This window comes from Pseudarthrobacter sp. NPDC080039, from assembly GCF_040702335.1.
Classification (GTDB): Bacteria; Actinomycetota; Actinomycetes; order Actinomycetales; family Micrococcaceae; genus Arthrobacter; species Arthrobacter enclensis_A.
Map to the genome: position 1 here is coordinate 12639 of NZ_JBFBKY010000002.1, position 21002 is coordinate 33640.

Below are 21002 nucleotides of genomic sequence, written 5' to 3' on the forward strand. Positions count from 1 at the left end.
TTATGCCTCATCCAGGATGGCGGGGACCTTGAAACGGTTCTCATCGGAGTCCGGGGCGCCGGAGAGAGCCTGTTCCGCCGTGAAGGTGTGGCCCACGACGTCCTCGCGGAACACGTTGGTCAGCGGAATGGGGTGCGAGGTGGCGGGCACGTCGTCCCCCGCGGCCTCGCTGACGGACTTCACCGAATCGACGATGACGGCGAGCTCGCCGGCCATCCTGTCCAGCTCTTCGGCACTCATCTCGATGTGAGCGAGCCGCGCAAGATGCGCGACGTCGTCACGGTTGATCGCAGCCATGGATCTCCCCTGCAAAGTTCGAATTGTTTTCCGATCCAGTCTAGTGGGGAAACGCAGATGCCCGTCTGACATCCCCCAGCGGGCGTCAGACGGGCACCTTCGATACCCGCATCCTGCCGCGGGGACAGGAGCACGGGCAGCTACAGACTAACCGATACCAATGGCTCCGGTCAGCATGCCGACACCAAGCATTACCAGCGAAATGACGGCGGTGCGCCACAGGACCTTCTTGTGGTGGTCACCGAGGTCCACCTTCGCCAGCGACACCAGGAGCAGGATGGCCGGAACCAGCGGGCTCTGGAGGTGGAACGGCTGGCCGGTGATGGAGGCGCGGGCCATGTCCGCGGCGCCGACACCGTAGTGGGCGGCGGTCTCGCTGAGCACCGGCAGGACGCCGAAGTAGAAGGCGTCATTGCTCATGAAGAACGTCATGGGGATGCTGAGGACGCCGGTGAGGACGGCCATGAACGGACCCATGGAGGACGGGATGATCTGGACCAGCCAGGCGGACATTGCCCCGACCATGCCGGTGCCCTTGAGGACGCCGGTGAGCACTGCGGCCGCCATGACCATGCTGACCACGGCGACGATGGACGGTGCGTGGGCGATCAGCTGGGCGCCCTGGTCCTTGACCCTGGGGAAGTTGACCAGCAGGGCGATCGCGGCGCCCACCATGAAGACGAACGGCAGCGGAATGACATTGGCCACGAGGACCACCATGACCGCGACGGTCAGGGCCAGGTTGAACCAGAACAGCTTGGGGCGCAGGGTGCTGCGGTTGGGATCGAGGGCGGTGTCGGCGAGTCCGGTGCCGCTGTCCTCAGCAAGGGAGTCGGTATGCTCCAGCACGGCCACCGAGGATCCTGCCGGGGAACGGTCGACGGCGGGGGCTGCTCCGCCAGGGTTGCCGCCCTTGCGTCCGGTGCCGGACGCCGTGCCGCCGGCGAGCGAACCACCGGTGGAGGTGCCGCCGTCGAACTCTGCTGCGGTGTCCGGGACGCCCCAGATTTCGGGAGCGGTGGCGCGGAGGCGGTTGCGTTCCTGCAGGCCCAGCAGCCAGGAGAAGGCGAAGACGACCACCAGGCCGGCCACGAGGGACGGGATCATGGGGACGAAGACGTCGTTGACGTCGATCTTGAGCGCGGTGGCGGCGCGGGCCGTGGGGCCGCCCCAGGGCAGGATGTTCATGGTGCCGTTGGCCAGGCCGGCCACGCAGGTGAGGACTACGGGGCTCATCTTCAGGCGCAGGTAGACGGGCAGCATGGCCGCGGTGGTGAGGATGAAGGTGGTGGATCCGTCGCCGTCCAGGGATACGGCGGCGGCCAGGATGGCAGTGCCCAGGACAACCTTGGCGGGGTCGTTGCCCAGCTTGCGGAGGATGAACTTCACCAGCGGGTCAAAGAGCCCGACGTCGATCATCAGGCCGAAGTAGATGATGGCGAACATCAGCAGGGCCGCGGTGGAGGTCATGGACTTCATGGAGTCCATCACCATGTCGCCGATACCCAGGCCGGCACCGGCGAAAAGGCCAAAAACAGTAGGGACGATGATCAGCGCCAGCACTGGCGTCAACTTCTTCGTCATGATCAGCACCATGAAAACCGCGATCATGGCGAATCCAAGTATTACCAGCACAGCCGGCTCCTTCTTGTGAACAGCACCACAGCGTTGTGATGCGTGCTACAGACTGTAGGGTGGCGGGCGTCACGGCGGTGCCTTTGGCTTAATTGATTGGCATACTGCTTGTTGGGAGCATTTTGCTCATTGTGCTCACGCAGCTTTTTCGCGCTGGAGGCCGCCCGCCCGCTACCGTCACGCAGTACCCGTCAAGGAGGATGAATGCAGCGTTCCGCGCCCCGGCCGCCGCTGCGGTTTTCCACCCAGACGCTCCTGCTCCAGGTGGCCGTGGTTCTTCTGGTAGTGCTGCTCAGCGCCGCCGTCCATGCCTGGCTGACCTACGACCGGGTGGGCAGCGACGCCGAAAACCAGGCACTGACGCTGGCCCGCACCGTTGCTTCCGATCCCGAGGTCCGGGCGGACGTGCTGGCCATCAGTGAACAGCCCGGCACTCCCCCGCCCGCGGAGCTTCTGGCCGGCCCCCTGCAGGCGTCCGCCGAGGCAGCGCGGACCCGGACGGGCGCACTGTTCGTGGTGATCACCGACGAAACCGGCATCCGGCTGGCGCATCCCGACCCCCAGCGGCTCGGCGGGAAGGTCAGCACCGACCCGACCGAGGCGTTGTCCGGGCAGGAGATCACCACCCGGAACACCGGGACCCTGGGCCCTTCCGCGGGGGCAAAGGTTCCGGTGTACGCTCCGGGCACGGCGACGGTGGTGGGCGAGGTCAGCGTGGGCTATTCCATGGAGACCGTCGCCCAAAGCGTGGCGCGGGATATCGGGCCGGTGGCGCTGACGGCCGCCGGAGCCCTGCTGGCGGGGGTCCTGGGGTCCTTCCTGCTGCGCCGGCGCCTGCAGCGCCTCACCCTGGGCCTGGAGCCTGAGGAGATCAGCAGGCTGGTCCACGACCAGGTTGCCGTACTGCAGGGCGTGGACGACGGCGTCATCGGCGTGAGTGCCGACGGGCGGGTCAGCGTCTTCAACGCCGCAGCCCAGCGCCTGCTCGGATTGCCCGACCTGTCCGGTACTGCCTGGGAGGACGCTCCGGTGCCGGAGCAGCTGAAGTCGCTGACCCGGCCGGGGGCCGGTGCTGCCGGCGGCACCGTTATGGGAGCCGCCGCGGGTACCAGCAGTTCGGGCCAGGATGCCCTGGAATTGATGGCCGGCGGCCGGGTCCTGGTGGCAAACGCGCGCAAGGCACTGCACCGCCGGGAGGACCTGGGCTGGGTCATCATGCTGCGCGACCGCACCGAACTGCAGCAGCTCACCCGGCAACTCGACGCAGTGGGCACCATGTCCACCGCCCTGCGGGCGCAGCGCCACGAGTTCGCCAACCAGCTGCACACGCTGGCCGGGTTCCTGGGCATCGGGCAGCATCAGGAGGCACGCGACTACCTGGCCGGGTTGGCCGCCACGGGACCGCTGAAGTTTCCGGTGGACCAGGCCGAGCTGCTCCAGGACCCGTACCTGCAGGCATTCGTGGGCGCCAAGGGCGTGGAGGCGGATGAACGCGGCGTTGCCCTGCGCATTGGGCCGGAGACGCTGGTCCGCGGCCAGGTGACCCAGGCCCAGGATGTGACCACCGTGCTGGGCAACCTGATCGACAACGCGGTGAACGCCGCCGTGGCGGGATCCTCCACCGAACGTTGGGTGGAGATTGAGGTGCTGGATGAGCCGGGCGACGACGGCGGCACGCTGCACGTGGTGGTCGCGGACTCGGGTGATGGGCTGGCGGACGGAACGGACGCGGAGCGCGTGTTCGCCGAAGGTTTCACCACCGCCACCGGGCCCGTTCGTGCCGGCGGCGGCCACGGATTCGGGCTGGCCCTGGCCCGCCAGCTGGCCCGCCGCCGCGGAGGCGACGTCAAAGTTCTCGAACGCGGAACCAGGGGCGGACCCGGCGCTGTATTCATGGCCACGTTGCCACACACAATGGCAGGAAACCCTGCCGCCCACCAGCTGGGGGCAGCCGGAAAGGATGACAATGGCTGACGATTTTCGGGTCCTGATTGTGGACGACGACTTCCACGTGGCAAAGCTCCACGCCACCTACGTGGACTCGGTGGCCGGCTTCCTGGCCCTGGCGCCCGCCGGCAGCGCATCCCTGGCGCTGCAGGCCATCCACAGCCTGCGGCCGGACCTGGTGCTGCTTGACGTCTACCTTCCGGATGCCTCCGGACTGGACCTGCTCCAGCAGCTGGACGTGGACACGATCATCCTGAGCGCCGCCTCCGACGCCGCCTCAGTCCGGGCGGCGTTCCGCCGCGGCGCGCTGGGGTACCTGCTGAAGCCGTTCACCGCCGAGTCGCTGTCGCAGCAGCTGCGCTCCTACGCCCGCTACCGCCGTCTCCTGGCGCAGCCGGGGGCACTGGACCAGGACAGGGTGGAACGCGCCAAACGTGCTCTGATTCCGGGGGATGTCACGCCGTCGTCGAAACCCCGTTCGGCCACGGAAGCGGCGGTCCTGGAATCGCTGGTCAGCGGCGAGCAGTACTCGGCTGCCGAGGTGGCCTCACGCGTGGGTGTCTCCCGCGCCACCGCCCAGCGGTACCTGTCCTCCCTGGCCGACGACGGCGCGGTGGACATCCAGCTCCGCTACGGGACCACCGGCAGGCCGGAACACCGCTACGGCCTGCCGGCCCGGTAGGGCAGAAGAAACTTCCGCGTTATGCGCTCTTCTGGGCCACCAGTTCGATCTCGACGAGCATCTTCGGGTCCAGGAACGGGAGCACGTGGACCAGGGAGAGAGTGGGGCGGATCTCTCCGAACACCTCGCCGTGGGCGCGGCCGGCCTCTTCCCATTTGCTGATGTCCGTCAGGTACAGCTTGGACTGCACCACGTCCTCGTAGCCGAAGCCGGCGTCAGCCAGGACTTTGCCGAGTTTCTGCAGGATGTACTGGGTCTGGGTGTAGAAGTCATCCCCCACGATTCCGTCGTCACCGCTGGCCGCGGTAGCGGAGATGTAGAGGGTGTTGTCCACCTGGACGGCGCGGGAATAGCCGAGGGTCTGTTCCCAGACGGATCCGCTGCCGAAGGTATTGCGCATGGGTGGGCCTTTCAAAGCTGGAATGGGTCGCCACCACTGTAGGGCGGCTACAGGTCGCGCCGGTAAACCAGCAGTTTTGTGTCGGTTCCGGGGACCAGCCAGTCCCGTTCAGGGGCCCTGTGGAAGCCGGTCTTAAGGTAGAGCCCGTGCGCGCTTTCCCAGGCCTGGCCCGTGGTGAGGGCCACTGCACGGATGCCGGGAAGCGTCCTGGCATGGCTGACGATGGCGTCCACCATGGCTTTGCCGGCGCCGCTGCGCTGCACGGCAGGGTCCACCACCAGCATGCGGAATTCCAGTTCGTCAGGCAGGGCGATGTCCGCGTACGGTTCCCCCGCCAGTGCCAAGGTGACCGAGCCGACGATGGTTCCTTCCCGTTCGGCCACCCAGATGGTTGCCTGTTCGGCCCGCGCCGCAACGTCCATGATCTTGACAATGTACGGGTGCGAGGCGTCGTCGAAGTAGCCTGCGGACAGGTAAGAGTCCCCGGTGATGCGGGCAATGGCGGGGAAGTCGGCTTCGACGGCGGGACGGATGGTTAGCTGCGGCTGCACCCGTCAATGGTAGTGGCAGCCGGTCCGTGGGCTGCGCGGAAAAGCGTTTTCCGTGATCGAACTATCAGATGGTGCGCAGCAACCGGGGCAGCCGCCTCCTTCCGGCGCCTGCGCCCGCAGTACCTCACCGGTTAGAGCGGAAACTTCCCGGACAACTCCAGGCTGGCAGCGCACGTCCACGCGTCAAGGCGCTCGTCGTCGGTGGGGCCGCCGTCGAGCGGGCTGGTCAGGCGGGGCCTGCGCACCCAGCAGCCGGCTTCCTCGGCGATCAGCGCCCCGGCCGAGAAGTCGTGTTCGTTGAGTCCCCGCTCGCCATAGGCATCGTGCGTTCCATCCGCCACCATGCACAGGTCGAGGGCTGCGGAACCCAGGCGGCGGACGTCGGCGAAGCCGTCCATGAGGGTGGCGAAAGCGGCAGCCTGCTCGCTGCGGACGCCGGGTTCGTAGCTGAACCCGGTGGCCAGGATCTGCCCGGCGCGGCCCGGTACCGGGCCGTCGAGCCTGGTGACAGTGCCGCGTTCCTCCAGCCACGCACCCTGGCCGCGGGCAGCGTAGTACACCCGCCCCAGGGCAGGGGCGTTGACGACGCCGGCCAGCCAGACGCCGTCGGCATCGGCAACAGCCACGGAGGTGGCGTAGTAGACGATGTTGCGGATGAAGTTGGTGGTGCCGTCCAGGGGGTCGATGGACCAGCGGTAACCGGTGGGGTCGGCGGCCCGGGTGGTTCCCTGTTCCTCGCCGGTGATGCTGTCGTCCGGGCGGGCAGTGGTGATGACGCGGCGCACGGCGTCTTCCGCGGCCAGGTCGAAGGCCGTGACCCAGTCCCCGGCGGCCCCCTTGTTGCTCGCGTCCAGGGCGTTGCCGTCCCGGCCGGAGAGGACGTTGGCGCCTGCCGCGGCCGCCTGTTTGGCCACCGCCAGGAGTTCAGCTGCGGACGTCATACGTTCTCCTCCACTGCGACAGGTACAGCCGCTTTCTGGGTGCTGTCGGCATCGTCGCGCCAGGTTTCCGCTGCGTCGCCACCAGGTTCTGCACCGTCACCAGGTTCTTCGCCGGCTGCCGGGGCATCACCCAAGGCAGCCGGGCCGCCGTCGAGCAGTTGCCTGAACCCCTCCTCGTCCAGGACCCGGATCCCGAGCTGTTCTGCCTTGTCCAGCTTGCTGCCGGCGCTTTCGCCGGCCACCACGTAGCTGGTGTTCTTCGAAACGGAACCCGCCGCCTTGCCGCCCCGGAGCAGGATGGCTTCCTTTGCCTCGTCCCGGCTGAAGTTGGGCAGGGAGCCCGTGACCACCACGGTAAGGCCTTCCAGGGTGCGCGGCATGGACTCGTCCTGTTCGTCCTCCATGCGAACACCGGCGGCGGCCCAGCGGTCGATGATCTCCAGGTGCCAGTCCTCCGCGAACCATTCCTTCAGTGCGGCGGCGATGGTGGGACCTACCCCGTCCACATGGGCCAGTTCCTCCTCGGAGGCCGAGCGGATGCGGTCCATGGAGCCGAACGCCTGTGCCAGGGCACGCGACGCGCGCGGACCGACGTGCCGGATGGACAGGGCAACCAGGACGCGCCACAGGGGCTGGGTCTTGGCCTTTTCCAGTTCCTTGAAAAGCTTCTGGGTGGTGGCGGTGGGCTTCGACGGCGACTTGGCGGTGCCCTTGCTGAAGAAGTACGGCACCAGCTCGTACTCGCCTGTGGGAACGCCCTTTGACTTTTTCTCGCGCCGGATCCGGACATCGGCCAAATCCCCGGGAGTGAGGTCGAACAGCCGGGCTTCGGAGGTCAGCGGCGGCACCTCAGGCTCGGCGGGCTGGGTCAGGGCGATGGCCGCCTCCCAGCCCAGGGCCTCAATGTCGAAGGCGCCCCTGCCCGCTACATGGAACACGCGCTCGCGCAGCTGCGATGGGCAGGACCTGGCGTTAGGGCAGCGGACATCCACGTCCCCCTCCTTGGCAGGGGCCAGGGGCGTCCCGCAGGAGGGGCATTCGGTGGGCATCACAAAGTCGCGCACCGGCGGGTCCTGCTGGTCGCGGAGGTTCAGGACCGGTCCCACTATTTCCGGGATGACGTCCCCGGCCTTCCGCAGGATCACGATGTCGCCGATCTTGACGCCCTTGGCCTTGACGACGTCCTGGTTGTGGAGTGTGGCCATCTCCACTGTTGAACCGGCCACCTTGACCGGCTCCATGACTCCGTAGGGGGTGACGCGGCCGGTGCGGCCCACGTTGACCTGGATGTCCAGCAGCTTGGTGTGGACTTCCTCCGGCGGGTACTTGTAGGCCACGGCCCAGCGGGGAACACGCGTGGTGTTGCCCAGGGCACGCTGGGTACCGAAATCGTCCACCTTGATCACGATGCCGTCGATCTCATGGAGCAGCTTGTGGCGCTGGTCGCCGTACCGTTCGATGAAAGCCAGGACGTCGTCGCGGGTTTCCAGCACCTCGAAGTAAGGGCTGACCGGCAGGCCCCATTCCTTGAGCAGCCCGTACGTTTCGGACTGGCTCCCGGCCGCAAGTCCCTCCCGGGCGCCGATGCCGTGGACGAACATTTTCAGCGGCCGCTTGGCCGTTTCGGCAGGGTCCTTCTGGCGCAGCGACCCTGCTGCGGCGTTCCGGGGATTGGCCAGCGGCGCCTTGCCGGCTTCGATGAGTGCTTCATTGAACTCAGCGAATGCCTTGGAGGGGATGAAGACCTCGCCGCGTACCTCCATCTCGGCCGGGAAGCCGTTGCCGCGCAGTTCCTGCGGGATTTCCTTGATGGTGAGCAGGTTGTGGGTGATGTCCTCGCCCGTGGTTCCGTCGCCGCGGGTGGCGGCACGCACCAGTTTGCCGTCGCGGTACAGGAGGTTGACCGCCAGGCCGTCGATCTTGAGTTCGGTCAGCCATGCGGCTTTGACGCCGCCGTCACCGATCTTTTCGATGCTGGCCTCGGCCCGGTTGAGCCAGGCCTCAAGCTCGTCGAGCGAGAAGACGTCCTCCAGGCTGTACATCCGCTGCAGGTGCTCTACCGGCGCGAACGCGGCCGATACCTCGCCGCCCACTTCCTGGGTTGGGGAATCGTTGGCCACCAGTTCGGGGTGCAGCGCCTCGATCTCCTCCAGGCGGCGGAAGAGCGTGTCGAACTCGGCGTCCGACACCAGCGGCGCGTCCTCCTGGTAGTACGCGAACCGGTACTTCCGCACCAGGTCCGCAAGGTTCTCGTATTCCTCGCGGATGGCTTCGGTGGGGATCGCTTCGGGCTCGTGCGGCGCCGTGCTCCGGCCGGCGGTCTGTTCTGCGTGTCCTGGTCCTGTGCTCACAGACCTATCTTGCCCTACAGCCCCGACACTGATGTGGCCGGGTGGGGCGGAAGGTGCGCGCAGCTCAGTGCGACCGGAGCCGGTTCCGGTAGCGGGTGAACCAGGCGAAGGAGCCGGCTGAAAGAGCCACCAGCAGCGTTCCCAAGGCGATGGGGAGGAACTCCGGCCCGTCGGAACCCTGGCCGCGCGCGGGAACGGCGGCAGCCATCGGAGCGGCCGCGGCGGACCGCGTGACGGGACTGTTCCAGTCCTGGCCACTGGACGGTCCGGTGGGCGGCCGGTACCCCACGGCGGCTGAGGCGGTGGCAGGGGCCACGTCACCTGCCGGCGTGGCGGGCAGCGCCGGATCGGGTGGTGCAGCATCCTGGGGCCCGGCGTCTCCCTGCGGAGGCTGGGGCGGGGCCGGCTGGACCGGTACCCCGGCCGTAGGTGCCGGCTGGGAGGTTGGCGGCGCGGGGTCCCTGGTCTTCCGCGGCCGCCCGGGTTGGGCAGTGTCCGGGCTGCCAGCCAGGACGGGCAGGCAGAGAATGCCGCAGGTTGAGGTCGGGGCCACCGAGGGCTCGGCAGTGGCGGCGCGTGCGGGGGAAGTCGGGAAGAAGCCAAAGGCCAGGGCCAGGACAGCTGCTGATGCCGTCGTCGAAACAGCGTGGCGGGCCGGTGCGGACGGGGTCATTGCTACCTTTCGATGCGCGCAGTCCCCCCACCACGGCTTTCTGGTGTCCCCGGTAGTCTTCTACAGCTCCCTGCGGGGCCGCAAATCCGCAGCAGCGGCGCCCCCGCAGTCATCGGACCTGTTCAGTCCCGGTTTTCGGGCGGCAGCGCCACCTGGATTTTCCGGGCTTTACCGCGTCCCACCACGTAGCCGCGGCCCGGAATGAACTCGGGACTGACGCGGCCCAGGGAGGTGTTGAGCAGGCTGTCGCCCTCAATATCCCCCGGGTTGAGCAGCAGCCCGCGCCGGCCGGATTTGAACGGCTGGGCAAGCTGCCAGGCACTGGACCAGGTGGAGGATTCAGACTCGCCCACCACCCACTGGTCCGCTTTGAGCGACGCCGTCACCAGCTGGGCCATGCCTGATTCGGCGATGGTGTCGGTGAACTCGGTGAGGCCTTCAATGAAGATGGCCACGGTTCCCGGGTTTCCGGTGGAATGCTCCACCAGGTCCTCCACCACCTCGGCGAGGTCATCCGGCCCCACCACGGCGCGGTTCCAGATGGGAAGTGACGCGACGGCGGACCGGCGGGATCCCACGTAGATCAGCTCGGTGGCGGGGTTGGACCGGCGCAGGGCGTATGCCAGGGTAACCAGGGCTACGGTGCGCCCTGCACCCGGCGGCCCGGCAAGCAGCAGCGGGCCCCGTGCCATGATCTCGGCGGCCTGGAGCGACTCATCGTCCACGCCTATGACCGGCAGGTCCGGGCTGCCGGCGGGCAGTACGTCCAGGTCCACCTGCTCCGGCAGCCGCTCGATGCCCGGTGCGGTCTCCAGCCCCTGCCGCATCATGGCTTCGCTGAGCTTGTGGACTTCGCGGGCCTGCAGGGCAAGGTTGGAGTTGCCGCCCAGGACCGCCAGCTGCACTTCGAGCCCGTCCAGCAGCCCGCGGCCCGGGGGCGAATTGGCGGTGAGGACGTCCCTGGGCACGTCCATGGAGATGTAATCGTCCTCGTTGGAGAGCCGCAGCACCAGCCTGCGCTGGATGGAGGCGAGCAGGGAGGCGGGGACGGCGTTGGGCCGGTCGCCCGTGACCACGAGGTGGATGCCGAGGGTCCGGCCGTCGGTGGCCAGCTGGAGGAAGATGTCCCAGAGGCCGGAGAGCTTGCTGTGCTCGTAGGCCTCGCGGAAGGCGGACATGCCGTCCACCAGGACGAAGATCCGTTTTTCGTCCGGCCGGTTGGCCAGCTTCCGGTACTCGACGATGGTGGAGGCGCGGACCTCCGCGAACTGCGCTGACCGCCGCTCGGCAATGTCCCGCAGGAGGCGCAGGAGCCTGCCCACGCGTTCCACGTCGTCGCCGTTGATGATCTCTCCCACGTGCGGAAGCTCCTCGAGCATCCGCAGCCCTGCGGAACCGCAGTCGATGCCATACACGTGGACGGGCCCGCCCCGGGGAGTGACCGCGGCGGCAATGGCGATACCGCGCAGGGCCGCCGACTTGCCCGAGCCGCCGGTGCCATAGATGGCCATGTTGCCGTCCCGGTCGGGCTCGTAGAACACGGTGGGCTGGTCCTGGTGGACGGGATCGTCGGCAACGCCCAGCAGCAGCTGTTCGTCGGTGCGCGGGTTGGGCAGCTTCGAGAAGTCGTAGGTCTTGGCCAGTTCGTCCAGCCACGGCCTGCGTGGCGGCTGGATGGCAAGGCGCTCCGCGGCGTGCACGATCGTTGAGGTCATCCGGGCAATGTCGTTGGGCCCGGCCGGCTCCTGCGCGACAGGCTTGTCCGGGGCCGGAGCTTCCCAGCTGGGACCGGAGCCGAAGGCCATCTCCACGATGTCGATCTGGGGACGCTGCGGTTTGTCGGTGGTCCATCCGCCGGCGTAGCCGGTCTGGAACCCCTGGATGCGGCCTGGGCCGGTCTTGGCGGCGCCGCGGCCTGGTATGGCGGGGTCGAAGTAGGCGGCGTCGGGCACGCCCAGGATGTCCGTGGCGTCGTCCTCGTCGGCCATGCGGAGCGCCACGCGCAAGTTGGTGTTGGCCCGGAGGTTGTCCTTGATGACGCCTGCCGGCCGTTGGGTGGCCAGGATGAGGTGCAGGCCCAGGGACCGGCCGCGGGCGGCCACGTCCACCACCCCGTCCACGAACTCGGGGACGTCGTTGGCCAGCGCGGCGAACTCGTCCACGATGATGATCAGGTACGGCGGTGCGTCGGGGTCCGCCTCCCGCTGCAGGGCCAGCAGGTCCTTGGCCTTCTTGCGGTTCAGCAGCTGTTCCCGGTAGTGCAGCTCGGCCCGGAGGGATGCCAGGGCCCGGCGCACCAGGTGCGGGGACAGGTCCGTGACCAGCCCCACGGTGTGCGGAAGATTGATGCAGTCGGCGAACGCGGCGCCGCCTTTGTAGTCCACGAACAGGAAACTGACGCGGTCCGGGCTGTAGGCGGCGGCCATGCCCATGACCCAGGACTGCAGGAACTCGGACTTGCCGGCCCCGGTGGTTCCGCCCACCAGCGCGTGCGGTCCTTCATTCTTCAGATCCAGGTAGAGCGGTTCAATGCCCTTGGACCCCACCAGTGCCCGGAGCGTGCCGTTGTCCTTGCGGTTGGCCACGGCGCTGGCACGAACCGAATTGTTCTCCGTCCAGCGCTCGGCCACGGCCTCCGGGTTGTCCAGGAAATCCTTGCCGATCAAGGTTGCGTAGGAAACGGCACGCGGCAGGTCGGAATCGTCGTTGACGGGCTTGCCCACATCAACCACGGGGGCCAGCATCCGTGCCAGCTGCGCAGCCAGTCCCGCGTCCACGCTTTCGCAGCTGACGGGGTAGGTGTGGCGGCCCAGCCGAACCTGGCCGGTAGTGGTGCCGTGGTCGCCGTCCACCATCATGAAGTCGCGGCAGGCTGCGGGGAGCGCCTGGATGTCCGTGGCCACCCACAGCACATGGACACCTGAGTCCGGACCCCGTTCTGCCAGCCGGGTGAGGCGGCCACGGTCCACGGGGGCGTCGTCTTCCACGATGACCAGCACGGACGGCAGGACCGGTTCCTCAAGCTCATGCTTGACGGGGTCGATGCCGGGGCGCAGGTCGGGCGCGGTCCGTTTGGCCGCTGCCTCGCGGGCATCGACCAGGTCTTCGAGGCGGGCCAGCAGGGAGGAACCGCCGGCCGAACCGGCGGCCAAGTGGTCCCCGCCCAGGGGGCTGTAGCCCGAACCCACGTGCGGAAGCCACTGCAGCCAGTTCCAGCGGGCCCGGGACTGGGCGGACGTGATGGCAGTCAGGACCACCTCGGCCGGAGAATGCAGGCCCACCAGCTGCAGCACCATACCGCGGGCGACGTCGTCCACCAGGCCGCGTGCGCCGGCGATGCCCAGGGCGCCCGAGGTGCGCAGCTGGGAGACCACGGGAACGCCCTCGATCTCGCTGAACTGCTTGATGCAGTCCTGGATTTCGCGGGCGTACTGGACCTCGGTGTCGTTGCTGGAGGGTTCTTCCAGCGGAATGCGGGACGGCGCGGTGCCGAGCCCGAAGCGCAGGCCCAGGAACGAGGAGTGCTCCGGCCGGTGCGTCCAGAGCAGCGGCCCCAGCTTGTAGATGGCATCCACGGTGTCGCTGACGGACGGCGCTTCCTGGAGCCGGACGGCCCGTTCCACCTGCTGCAGTTCGGTGAGGTCCCGCCGGAACGCGGCCATCGCGGCCCGGAACTGCTTGAGCTGCTCCTTCTGCTGCTTCCGGGTCCGCATCCGGGTGTCCATGTAGTGGCCCACGATGAACAGGGGCATCATCAGCATGAACACCATGGAGAGCACGTTCTGCGTCACCGCGAAGATCACGGCGCCCATCATGAGCGGTGCCACCAGCATGATGTACGGGAAGGGCTGGTCCTCCGGACGCTTGGGCCCGGCAGGCAGTACCCGCTTGGGTACGTCGAAGCGCGGCACCACGCGAGGGGAGCGGTTGAAGTCCACCAGGGGCGACGTCGGCGCTGCCGCGTGGTTGTGTCCCAGCGGCACCACGGTGATGGTGGTGTCCCCCAGGGTCACCGTGTCGGAGGAGTTGAGGGTGGCGCGGGTGACGGGCAGGCCGTCCATCAGGAGGCCGTTGGCGGAGTTGGTGTCAACGATTTCGATGCTTTCGCCCACCGTGATGCGGGCGTGCCGCTTGGAGGTGAGCGGATCCGCCAGGCGGATGTCCACGTTCCGGTCCCGGCCGATATAGCTGGTGCCGGTGGGCAGCGGGAATTCGCGTCCGACGTCGGGCCCGGACAGTACCCGCAGGGTTGCCGCGGCGGGTCCCCGGCTGGCTCCGGCCTCGTGGAACTGCCCGCTCACCTGGGCCAGCGATACTACCGACCCCGGCCTCAGCCCTGATTCGAGGAGGTTGTCCTCCCGGGCCAGGACGTTGCCGCTGATCCCGGCGCCCACGAAGGCTTCGTCGATGCGCAGGGAGAGGTTGTCCGGCGCAGGGGTGCCCTTGCGGGCCGGGTCCGCCGCCCAGAGGACGGTGGCGATATCGGCAACTGTGGCCATGCCGTCCACCGTGACGGCCAGGTCCTTGGCCTCGGCGGGCTCGCGGCGGAGTGTCAGCCGGATCCTCATCCTTCGTCCACGCCCCTCATCTTCTCGAGCAGGTACAGGTCATCGGGTGTCACCAGGTGGGTCGTGACAGCATGCTCCACCAGCCGCGCCCGCCGGTTGGTGGCGAGCTTGCCACCGCCGCCGCGAAGTCCCACCACTCCCACGCGGTCCAGCTTGTCGCAGACGTTGTCGAGCTTTCGGTTGAACCGGGTCAGCGCCCACCCCAGCGTTTTGGCCGCGGCCGCGGAGGACGGGATGGTGCTGAAGCCCGTGCCCTCGCGCCGGAGCACCGGCTCGGCGAGCGCCACGATCAGTGCCTTCTGGGCATCCGTGAAGACCACCGGACCGATGGTGGTGTCCCCGCTGCTGGTCCCTTCCCGGGCTTCCTGCCGGAAAGAGGGTGTCTTCACGTGCACGGCGAACTCATACGTCGTGGGCCCTGCAGTGAAGATGACATTGGTGTGGCTGAACACCAGCGGGATCCGGGCGCCGGGCGACAGCCAGGCCTGCATGCCGCCGGAGGCGTCGGCCACGGTGGCGGAGAGCATGCTCCCCACGTTGCTGAGCCACCAGATGCCGTCGTAGCGTGCCACCTGCAGGAACTGCCGGTGCAGGTATGGGTTGTCGTCCACTTCAAGGTCGCCTTCGCGGCCGATATTGAAGATGTCTTCGTCCGATGGCTCATACCATTCGCCGCAGAAATCTATCGCTAGATCCCCCATGATCCATGCCTCCTCAAGGCAGAACTGTTCCGGTGTGGCCGGAGTGCTGGTGTTGTGCTGTTGACTGGTGCCCCTGCAGGGGAAATCACTTGCCCACGCATGCGATGGAGCCTGATTCCATGGGTGAAAAGGCGCCGTCGGTGCGCACGATCATCACTTGGATGCAGGTCTGCCCGGAGGGATTGGGCCGGAGCCGTACGGACGGCTGCGTGATGGCCTGGAATCCCCCGTCACCGCCCCCGATGGTATACACCTTCCACTTGTAGGTGTCCCCGTCCTTGGGCTGCGGGTTGGTCCAGGTGAAAGTCGCCTCCCCGTCACCTGCGATGGTGCCCTTGAGGCCTTCCACATCAGGGACAGTGCCGTTGTCCAATGCGTCCGCGGGCGGTTTGCTGACCTGCTGGGTGGGCACCGGCTTGGGTGTGCCGGGGGCGGCGTTGGCCACCACGATGCCCACCACGGCCGCCAGGGCCAGGAGGGTGCCGCCGGTAATGGCGAGCCAAAGGTTGCGCTTGCTGTGGTCCGCTACCGGCTCCGCCTGGGGTTCGTCCACTTTCACGGCGCGCTGGACTGTTGCGTCGGCCGTGTAGCCGGTGTCCTGCTCAGGTCCCCCTGCCAACGTGGCCGGGCCTCCTGCCAGCGGGGCGCCGTAGTTGACGGCCCCTTCGCTGCCGCGCAGGACTGTGGACTGGGCCCACTCCCCCTGCCCGCCGCCGTCGGCCGTGCCCTGTGCGTCCGAAGTACCGGCGGGGCCGGCGGGGATGTGCGGGACCGCCGGGGCAGGCCGCCATTGGCTGGGGGCAGCAGGGGTGAAGGACGACGGCGGGAGGGCGCCATCCCTGCGTCCGGTCGCGTCGGTCCCCGCAAAGGTTGCGTTGGGACGGGTTCTCGCGGGGAAAGTGGGCGCGCTGCCGGTCCGCTCCGGATCAATGGCAGCGATGCTGCGGACGCGCGTTTCCTCGGTGCTGTCGTCCGGGTGGTTTTCCTCCTGCTGGGGCTCCTCCAGGACCTCGAAGGGTGTCACCGAGAGGTTGAGTTCTGCCTGGATGCGCTGCAGGGCAAGGGCGAAGGCGTGGGCGGACGAGTACCGTGACTGCGGCGCCTTGGCCATGGCGGTTGCCAGGGCCAGTTCCAGGGATTCAGGCACGTCCGCCCGGCCCAGCCGGGGCAGGGCCGTGTTGCTGATCCGGTTGATCAGTTCGCGCTGCGAGTTGTCCGCTCCCGGCATCACAAAGGGCGATCGGCCCGCCAGCAGGGTGTACAGGGTGGCACCCAGGGCCCAAACATCCACCATGACCCCGTCCACCGCGCCGTCCCGGAACTGCTCCGGCGGGGACCAGGGGATGGACATGCCGGAGTCGTCATCGCTGTCGCCGGCAAGGGTGCCGGAGATGCCGAAGTCCGTAAGAGCGGGCCGGTTGTAGTCGGTCACCAGGATGTTGGCGGGCTTGATGTCCCGGTGGGCGATGCCGGCGCGGTGGGCGGTTTCGACGGCGGACGCCACCTGGATGCCGACGGCCAGCACCTCGTCCACGCTGAAGCGCTGCCGACGGTACCGCACGTCCAGGCTGGGCCGGGAGCAGTACTCCATCGCCAGGTAGGAGTGCCCGTCGTCCGTTACTTCCGCTTCGAAAATGGTCACGATGTACGGGTGCGAGGACAGCTGGGCCATGAGGTTGGCCTCGGACTCGAACCGCCGCCGGGCGCCCTCAGTCTTCAGGTCCGAGAGCAGCACCTTGACGGCGACTTTCCGGCGCGGCCTGTCCTGTTCGTAGAGGTAGACGTCGGAAAAGCCGCCGGAGCCCAGCAGGCTGATGTAGGTGAACCCGGGGATCCGGGGCGGCGGGGCAACGGGCCGTTTGGAACTCAAGGAATCTCCTCAAAACGCAGTGAGATGTCGTCGCCCAGTTCCGCGATGTCGCCGTCGAGCAGGATGGCCATCTCGTTCTGGGCCAGGCGGCGCGGGGGCTGCCCTTCGCGGACCAGGACTGTGCCGTTGGTGGCTTTGAGGTCGCAGAGCATCACGTGCCAGCCCTCAAGCCGCACCTCCACATGTGACCGCGAAATGTCCCCACCGGGGCTTGCCACCTGCACCAGGCGCGGCATCACCCCGCCCTGCACGCGGGACACGGACGGCTGCCTGCCGATGACCATCGACTGGTCGAGGTCCAGCAATTCACCCGTGGACAGCCGCATCCGCCCCAGCCGGGGGCGTGCCACTTGTACGGCATCCGGGAGCAGTGCGGCACCGCAGGCGCTGCACTGTGCATGGGTGGGCGGGTTGGCGTGGCCCCGCGCACAGACGCGTGCCAGCACCAGCGGGGCGCCCGAGGCATCCGGACGGCCGGCCGGCGGGGTGGCTGATGCACCGGAACCAGCCCCCGGGAGGCTGTTCTTCATGACCGTCTGGCCGTCGTGATCGGGGGCGAAGCTTGCCCCGGGTTCGGCCGGAGGTGCCTCCTGGGCGGGGCCGCCGTCGGCCGGAACCGGAGCGTCGGCTGCCGGAGCGTCGGCTGCCGGGGCCGGTGGAGTGCCGGGGGCCGGCGGCGGGGCCGGTGCGGAAGCGGACGCTGCCGGCGTGGATCCTCCGGTACGCCAGGGCACGGAATCAATGAGGCCCGTGGCAGCCGGAAGGGGCCGGGCGGGTGCATCCGCGGCGGAAGCGGTGCCGGCTGCGGCGGACGGGCCGGTGCCTCCGTAAACTGAACCCCCCGCTGCGGTCGCAGGCTCTTCCGGGGCAGCGTCCTGCGCCGTTTCGATCGCGGCCCGCTGTTCAGTGGCAGGCAGGGCAGGCTGCTGTCGGGCCGGGACATGGCCGGAATCGGGGTCCGGTTCCTCGCGTACCGCCGCGTCTTCGATGTTCCGCATCACTGTGCGGTCCCACAAGTGGTCGTAGGAACTGGTCAGCTCCACCGACGGAACAGCCTCACCCATGCCGGTGCCGTGCCCGGCGGCCACGCCATCCGCCGGTTCCATCCCGGCGGCCCTGGCCACCAACTCTCCGTCCGCGTCGATGATGGCGCCGGGGGCGATCGTGGCCTCCGGGTCGATGAGGGGCGCCGGGTCCATGAGGGCCGCCGCGGACGCCGGTTGGAGGTCTGCGCCCGCCAGGCGCTCATCGTCGGGGTCCATGCCGGCAGGCTCCCCTCCGCCAAGTTCCCCACTGTCCGGGTCCTCGTCGGCTGGGTCCTGGTCCAGGGTTCCCCCCACTGTCTCGGCGGAGGCTTCCTGGCCGCGAAGGACACCCTGCGGCGCCGGGCCGGAAACGTACTCGCCGCCGATGCCGTCCACCTCACCGGCGGCATTCACCGCGAAGGGACCATCGGCAGCGGCGGGAGCCTCTGCAACCCCGGTGGGCGCCGCAGCAGGACGGTTGACGGCGGCGGGCCCTGAAGGTGCCCCGAGGGTCAGGGACTGCAGCAGGACAACCCCCTCCCCCAAGGGCAGTTCAGCCAGGGGCGTTCCACGCTGTCCCGCGGCCTGCCCGCTTGTTCGGGCGCTGTCCGCGATCACCAGGCGGCAGGTCCCCGGCACCACGAACCTGCGTTCGTTCCAGGTGGTCACGTCCCGGCCGTCAAGCTCGACAGCTCCCCCGGGCTGGTCGACGGCGAGGTCGATCCCGCCGCGCAGGAAGACCCGCAGGGAGCCGTTGAAATCAAGGATGCCGAACGACGGGATGCGGGTAAGGGATCCGCCGGAGCTGCTCGTTACGGCCGCCAGGACCTCGTGCGGCTCAGGACGCCCGGCCAGGAGCTCCCATAGTGCACCCGCGAGTTCAGCAGGTGCCCCGGGACCCAGCAGGACTGCGGTCCGGGACCGGACGATGCCCAGCCAGTGGCCTGGGGTGTAGCTAGCGCCGGTCATCGTCCGGCTCCCCCTCATGGTCCGTGCTTGCCACCACCGGTTCGGGCAGGGGCTCCGTGACCGCTTCTGACGCCGGGGGACGCGGCAGCGTCACTTCGTCTCCGTCATCAGAGGTCTGCCGGGGCGCCGTGGTGCCCGCGCCGTCGTCGTTCGCTACGTTCCGTGCGTCCACCACGATGGCGGTGACGTTGTCCCGGCCACCGCTGCGCAGGGCAGCCTGGATCAGGGTGTCCACCGCGTCCTGCGGGTCCGCCACGGTACTGAGGATGCGGAGGATTTCGTCATCGCTGAGTTCGCCGGTCAGCCCGTCGGAGCACACCAGGATGCGGTCGCCTTCCTCGACCGGGAGGAGCCAGTAGTCCGCCTCCGTCTCATCCCCTGTGCCCAGGGCGCGGGTGACCACGTGCCGGCGCGGGTGGACGGTGGCTTCCTGGGCGGTGATCTCGCCCGCGTCGACGAGTTCCTGGACCTCGGAGTGGTCTACGCTGATCTGCTCAAATCGTCCCTGGCTGAGCCGGTAGGTGCGGGAGTCGCCGATGTTCAGCACCAGCCAGTAAGGCATGCCCATCTGTTCCACGAGGACCGCGCCGGTCAAGGTGGTGCCGGCCCGCGCTCCGGTGGCTTCGCGGATGGAGTTGTCCGCACGGACAAGGTACTGCTGGAGGACACCGGCCGTGATACTCCGTTCGCCAGAGGCGATTTGGGGCATTTCGGCGAGCGCACGCACGCACAGGCCGCTGGCGATTTCGCCGGCCTCGTGCCCGCCCATGCCGTCTGCCACGGCAAACACGGGGTCGGCGGCGATGTACGAATCCTCGTTCAGTTCCCGGCGGAGTCCCCTGTCCGTCCCGTAGCCGTACGTGAGGCTGAGGCCCGGGCCCGGCTGGATGGTGGGGGAAACACTGGCGGGGTGCTGGTTCATGCCTGTCCTAGGTAAAAGGTACGGTCTCCAAAGTGGACGCTGGATCCCGGGCTGACAAAGGTGGGGACGCCCGGCACCAAGGGGGTGCGCAGGCCGTCCGGTGTGGTGACGGCGCTTCCGTTGGTTGACTGCCGGTCCGTCACCCAGATGCCCGCGCCGTCGGTGAGCAGGTGCAGGTGCGTCTTGGAAATGGAGCGGCCGGGATCATCCACGGCCAGCAGTTGGGCGTGTTGTTCCCCCGCCTGGCCCACGGGGTCGCGGCCCACCAGGACGCTGCGGTCCAGCTGGAAGTCACGGCCGTCGTCCAACCGGATGCGGAGGACGGCTACCGGGGCCGGTCCGCCGGCGCCGGGGCGCACTTGGGTGCGTTCGACGTCGTCGTCAACCTGCTGCGCGGCCACGCGGTGGCCCTGGGACGGGTCGGTGGGAACGGCTGCGGCAGGAGCGAAACCCGGGGCGGCACCACGGGCAACGGGGGCAGCCTGTACGGGGGCGTCGGTTGCGGGCGGCGCGAATGATGCCGGCGACGTGTAGGGCATGGTGTGGGACGGCATGATGGCCGACGGCGCGGGTAACTGGCCTGCACGGCTTGGGGATGCCGGCGCGGGAGATACGCCAAACTGTGGGGCCGGCGTGGCAGGTAACGGTGCGAACGCCGCCGGAGCTGCAGGGGCCGGCGTCCCCGGGCCCTGCATCAACGGGCCCTGCATCAACGGTCCCTGCATCACCGGGTTCTGCGTAACTTGGACCCGGTGCTGCGGTGCAGGCGCCGAAGCAGCCTGGGCCTGCTTCGCTCCTGCCACCGGGGACAGCACCTGCTGCACGGGGGGAAGGTCCAGTGGCGCAAAGCTGTACGGCCCCTGGATTCCCCCGGTGGTGATGGGATCCCTGCCTGCCTTGACGTCGAACACCAGCGTCCTTGCAGCTGCATCGTTCCAGCCGCGCAGGCCGCCGTTCCTGTCCCATCGGCAGGACACCACCACCAGTATTGCCCAGGCGGCACCCACGAGGAGCAGCGGCCCAAGGATGAAGAGAGCGGCATCGAACCACTTGAAGACGACCACCAGAACCGCGGCCAGCAGGGCCAGCAGGACGCCGGCGCCGGTGATGAGGCCACGCAGGAAGACGGCGCCGGCACCGGGCGCATAGCCATCGTGGTCGGCGCTGCGGATGCCCATCAGCAGGTTGCCGGGCGTTTTGCCGCTGCGGGCCTCCAGGCCGAGCACGACGAACAGGTAGGCCAGGGTCAGTCCGAGGCCGATGCTGCCGAACAGCACCAGGGAAGAGGTGTCATAAATGATGAAGCCGCCGCTTCTGGTCCGGGTGATCCCGGCGAAGCCGATGGCGAACGCCACCACCAGCACCGCCACCCCGGGCAGCCAGTCAATGACGGCAGCACCAAGCCGCTTGCCCGCCGCAGCCGGAACAAGCTGAAGGTTTACTGCCATTCCCGTTCCTCCCCCTGGAGCG

At 68.5% G+C, this 21002-nt stretch carries 15 protein-coding genes; 2 read left to right on the forward strand and 13 right to left on the reverse strand.

Going from position 1 to position 21002, the window contains the following annotated elements; all coding sequences use genetic code 11:
* Both gatC and AB0313_RS02085 read right to left on the reverse strand, forming a co-directional pair.
* Positions 1–297, reverse strand: coding sequence for an Asp-tRNA(Asn)/Glu-tRNA(Gln) amidotransferase subunit GatC (gatC, locus tag AB0313_RS02080; protein ID WP_141940678.1), 297 nt, complete (start codon positions 295–297; stop codon positions 1–3).
* A 147-nt stretch (positions 298–444) separates the two neighbouring features.
* On the reverse strand, positions 445–1932 hold the full coding sequence (locus tag AB0313_RS02085) for a CitMHS family transporter (RefSeq protein WP_366303283.1): 1488 nt from the start codon (positions 1930–1932) through the stop codon (positions 445–447).
* Between the two features lie 204 nt (positions 1933–2136).
* Here AB0313_RS02085 and AB0313_RS02090 point away from each other — a divergent pair, with 204 nt between their 5' ends.
* Together AB0313_RS02090 and AB0313_RS02095 are read left to right on the forward strand one after the other, a co-directional pair.
* Positions 2137–3906: an ATP-binding protein gene (locus tag AB0313_RS02090; RefSeq protein ID WP_366303285.1), complete on the forward strand. Its 1770-nt coding sequence runs from the start codon at positions 2137–2139 to the stop codon at positions 3904–3906.
* Positions 3899–4561: a response regulator gene (locus AB0313_RS02095; protein ID WP_141940675.1), complete on the forward strand. Its 663-nt coding sequence runs from the start codon at positions 3899–3901 to the stop codon at positions 4559–4561. The genes AB0313_RS02090 and AB0313_RS02095 overlap by 8 nt, the downstream gene beginning before the upstream one ends.
* A 19-nt stretch (positions 4562–4580) precedes the next feature.
* Here AB0313_RS02095 and AB0313_RS02100 read toward each other — a convergent pair whose 3' ends face one another.
* From AB0313_RS02100 to AB0313_RS02150, 11 genes are all read right to left on the reverse strand, one after another.
* Entirely contained in the window at positions 4581–4961 is a 381-nt protein-coding gene (locus AB0313_RS02100; RefSeq protein WP_141940674.1) for a RidA family protein, read from the reverse strand.
* 47 nt (positions 4962–5008) lie between these two features.
* A complete protein-coding gene (locus AB0313_RS02105) occupies positions 5009–5512 on the reverse strand; it encodes a GNAT family N-acetyltransferase (protein WP_366303288.1) in 504 nt (167 codons plus the stop codon).
* Between the two features lie 131 nt (positions 5513–5643).
* On the reverse strand, positions 5644–6453 hold the full coding sequence (locus AB0313_RS02110) for an inositol monophosphatase family protein (RefSeq protein WP_141940672.1): 810 nt from the start codon (positions 6451–6453) through the stop codon (positions 5644–5646).
* A complete protein-coding gene (ligA, locus tag AB0313_RS02115; RefSeq protein WP_366303747.1) occupies positions 6450–8735 on the reverse strand; it encodes an NAD-dependent DNA ligase LigA in 2286 nt (761 codons plus the stop codon). The genes AB0313_RS02110 and ligA overlap by 4 nt, the downstream gene beginning before the upstream one ends.
* Before the next feature lie 133 nt (positions 8736–8868).
* Complete coding sequence (locus AB0313_RS02120) at positions 8869–9477, reverse strand: hypothetical protein (protein WP_366303290.1); 609 nt, start codon at positions 9475–9477, stop codon at positions 8869–8871.
* Between the two features lie 122 nt (positions 9478–9599).
* On the reverse strand, positions 9600–14045 hold the full coding sequence (locus AB0313_RS02125) for an FtsK/SpoIIIE domain-containing protein (protein WP_366303292.1): 4446 nt from the start codon (positions 14043–14045) through the stop codon (positions 9600–9602).
* Positions 14042–14746, reverse strand: coding sequence for a hypothetical protein (locus AB0313_RS02130; RefSeq protein ID WP_141940668.1), 705 nt, complete (start codon positions 14744–14746; stop codon positions 14042–14044). Before AB0313_RS02130 ends, AB0313_RS02125 begins: the two co-directional genes overlap by 4 nt.
* 85 nt (positions 14747–14831) lie before the next feature.
* Positions 14832–16616: a protein kinase gene (locus AB0313_RS02135; RefSeq protein WP_366303294.1), complete on the reverse strand. Its 1785-nt coding sequence runs from the start codon at positions 16614–16616 to the stop codon at positions 14832–14834.
* Positions 16613–18610, reverse strand: coding sequence for an FHA domain-containing protein (locus AB0313_RS02140; protein WP_366303296.1), 1998 nt, complete (start codon positions 18608–18610; stop codon positions 16613–16615). The genes AB0313_RS02135 and AB0313_RS02140 overlap by 4 nt, the downstream gene beginning before the upstream one ends.
* Positions 18597–19532 carry a protein phosphatase 2C domain-containing protein gene (locus AB0313_RS02145; RefSeq protein ID WP_307303445.1) on the reverse strand — a complete coding sequence of 312 codons (936 nt, stop codon included), beginning with the start codon at positions 19530–19532 and terminating at the stop codon, positions 18597–18599. The genes AB0313_RS02140 and AB0313_RS02145 overlap by 14 nt, the downstream gene beginning before the upstream one ends.
* On the reverse strand, positions 19529–20980 hold the full coding sequence (locus AB0313_RS02150) for an RDD family protein (RefSeq protein ID WP_366303749.1): 1452 nt from the start codon (positions 20978–20980) through the stop codon (positions 19529–19531). Before AB0313_RS02150 ends, AB0313_RS02145 begins: the two co-directional genes overlap by 4 nt.
* Positions 20981–21002 lie beyond the last annotated feature (22 nt).

Coding starts and splice junctions, on each gene's coding strand:
- AB0313_RS02090 (WP_366303285.1), top strand. CDS start 2,137: ATGCAGCGTTCCGCGCCCCGGCCGCCGCTGCGGTTTTCCACCCAGACG.
- AB0313_RS02140 (WP_366303296.1), bottom strand. CDS start 18,610: ATGACCGGCGCTAGCTACACCCCAGGCCACTGGCTGGGCATCGTCCGG.
- AB0313_RS02150 (WP_366303749.1), bottom strand. CDS start 20,980: ATGGCAGTAAACCTTCAGCTTGTTCCGGCTGCGGCGGGCAAGCGGCTT.
- AB0313_RS02095 (WP_141940675.1), top strand. CDS start 3,899: ATGGCTGACGATTTTCGGGTCCTGATTGTGGACGACGACTTCCACGTG.
- AB0313_RS02120 (WP_366303290.1), bottom strand. CDS start 9,477: ATGACCCCGTCCGCACCGGCCCGCCACGCTGTTTCGACGACGGCATCA.
- AB0313_RS02110 (WP_141940672.1), bottom strand. CDS start 6,453: ATGACGTCCGCAGCTGAACTCCTGGCGGTGGCCAAACAGGCGGCCGCG.
- AB0313_RS02100 (WP_141940674.1), bottom strand. CDS start 4,961: ATGCGCAATACCTTCGGCAGCGGATCCGTCTGGGAACAGACCCTCGGC.
- AB0313_RS02145 (WP_307303445.1), bottom strand. CDS start 19,532: ATGAACCAGCACCCCGCCAGTGTTTCCCCCACCATCCAGCCGGGCCCG.
- gatC (WP_141940678.1), bottom strand. CDS start 297: ATGGCTGCGATCAACCGTGACGACGTCGCGCATCTTGCGCGGCTCGCT.
- AB0313_RS02125 (WP_366303292.1), bottom strand. CDS start 14,045: ATGAGGATCCGGCTGACACTCCGCCGCGAGCCCGCCGAGGCCAAGGAC.
- AB0313_RS02130 (WP_141940668.1), bottom strand. CDS start 14,746: ATGGGGGATCTAGCGATAGATTTCTGCGGCGAATGGTATGAGCCATCG.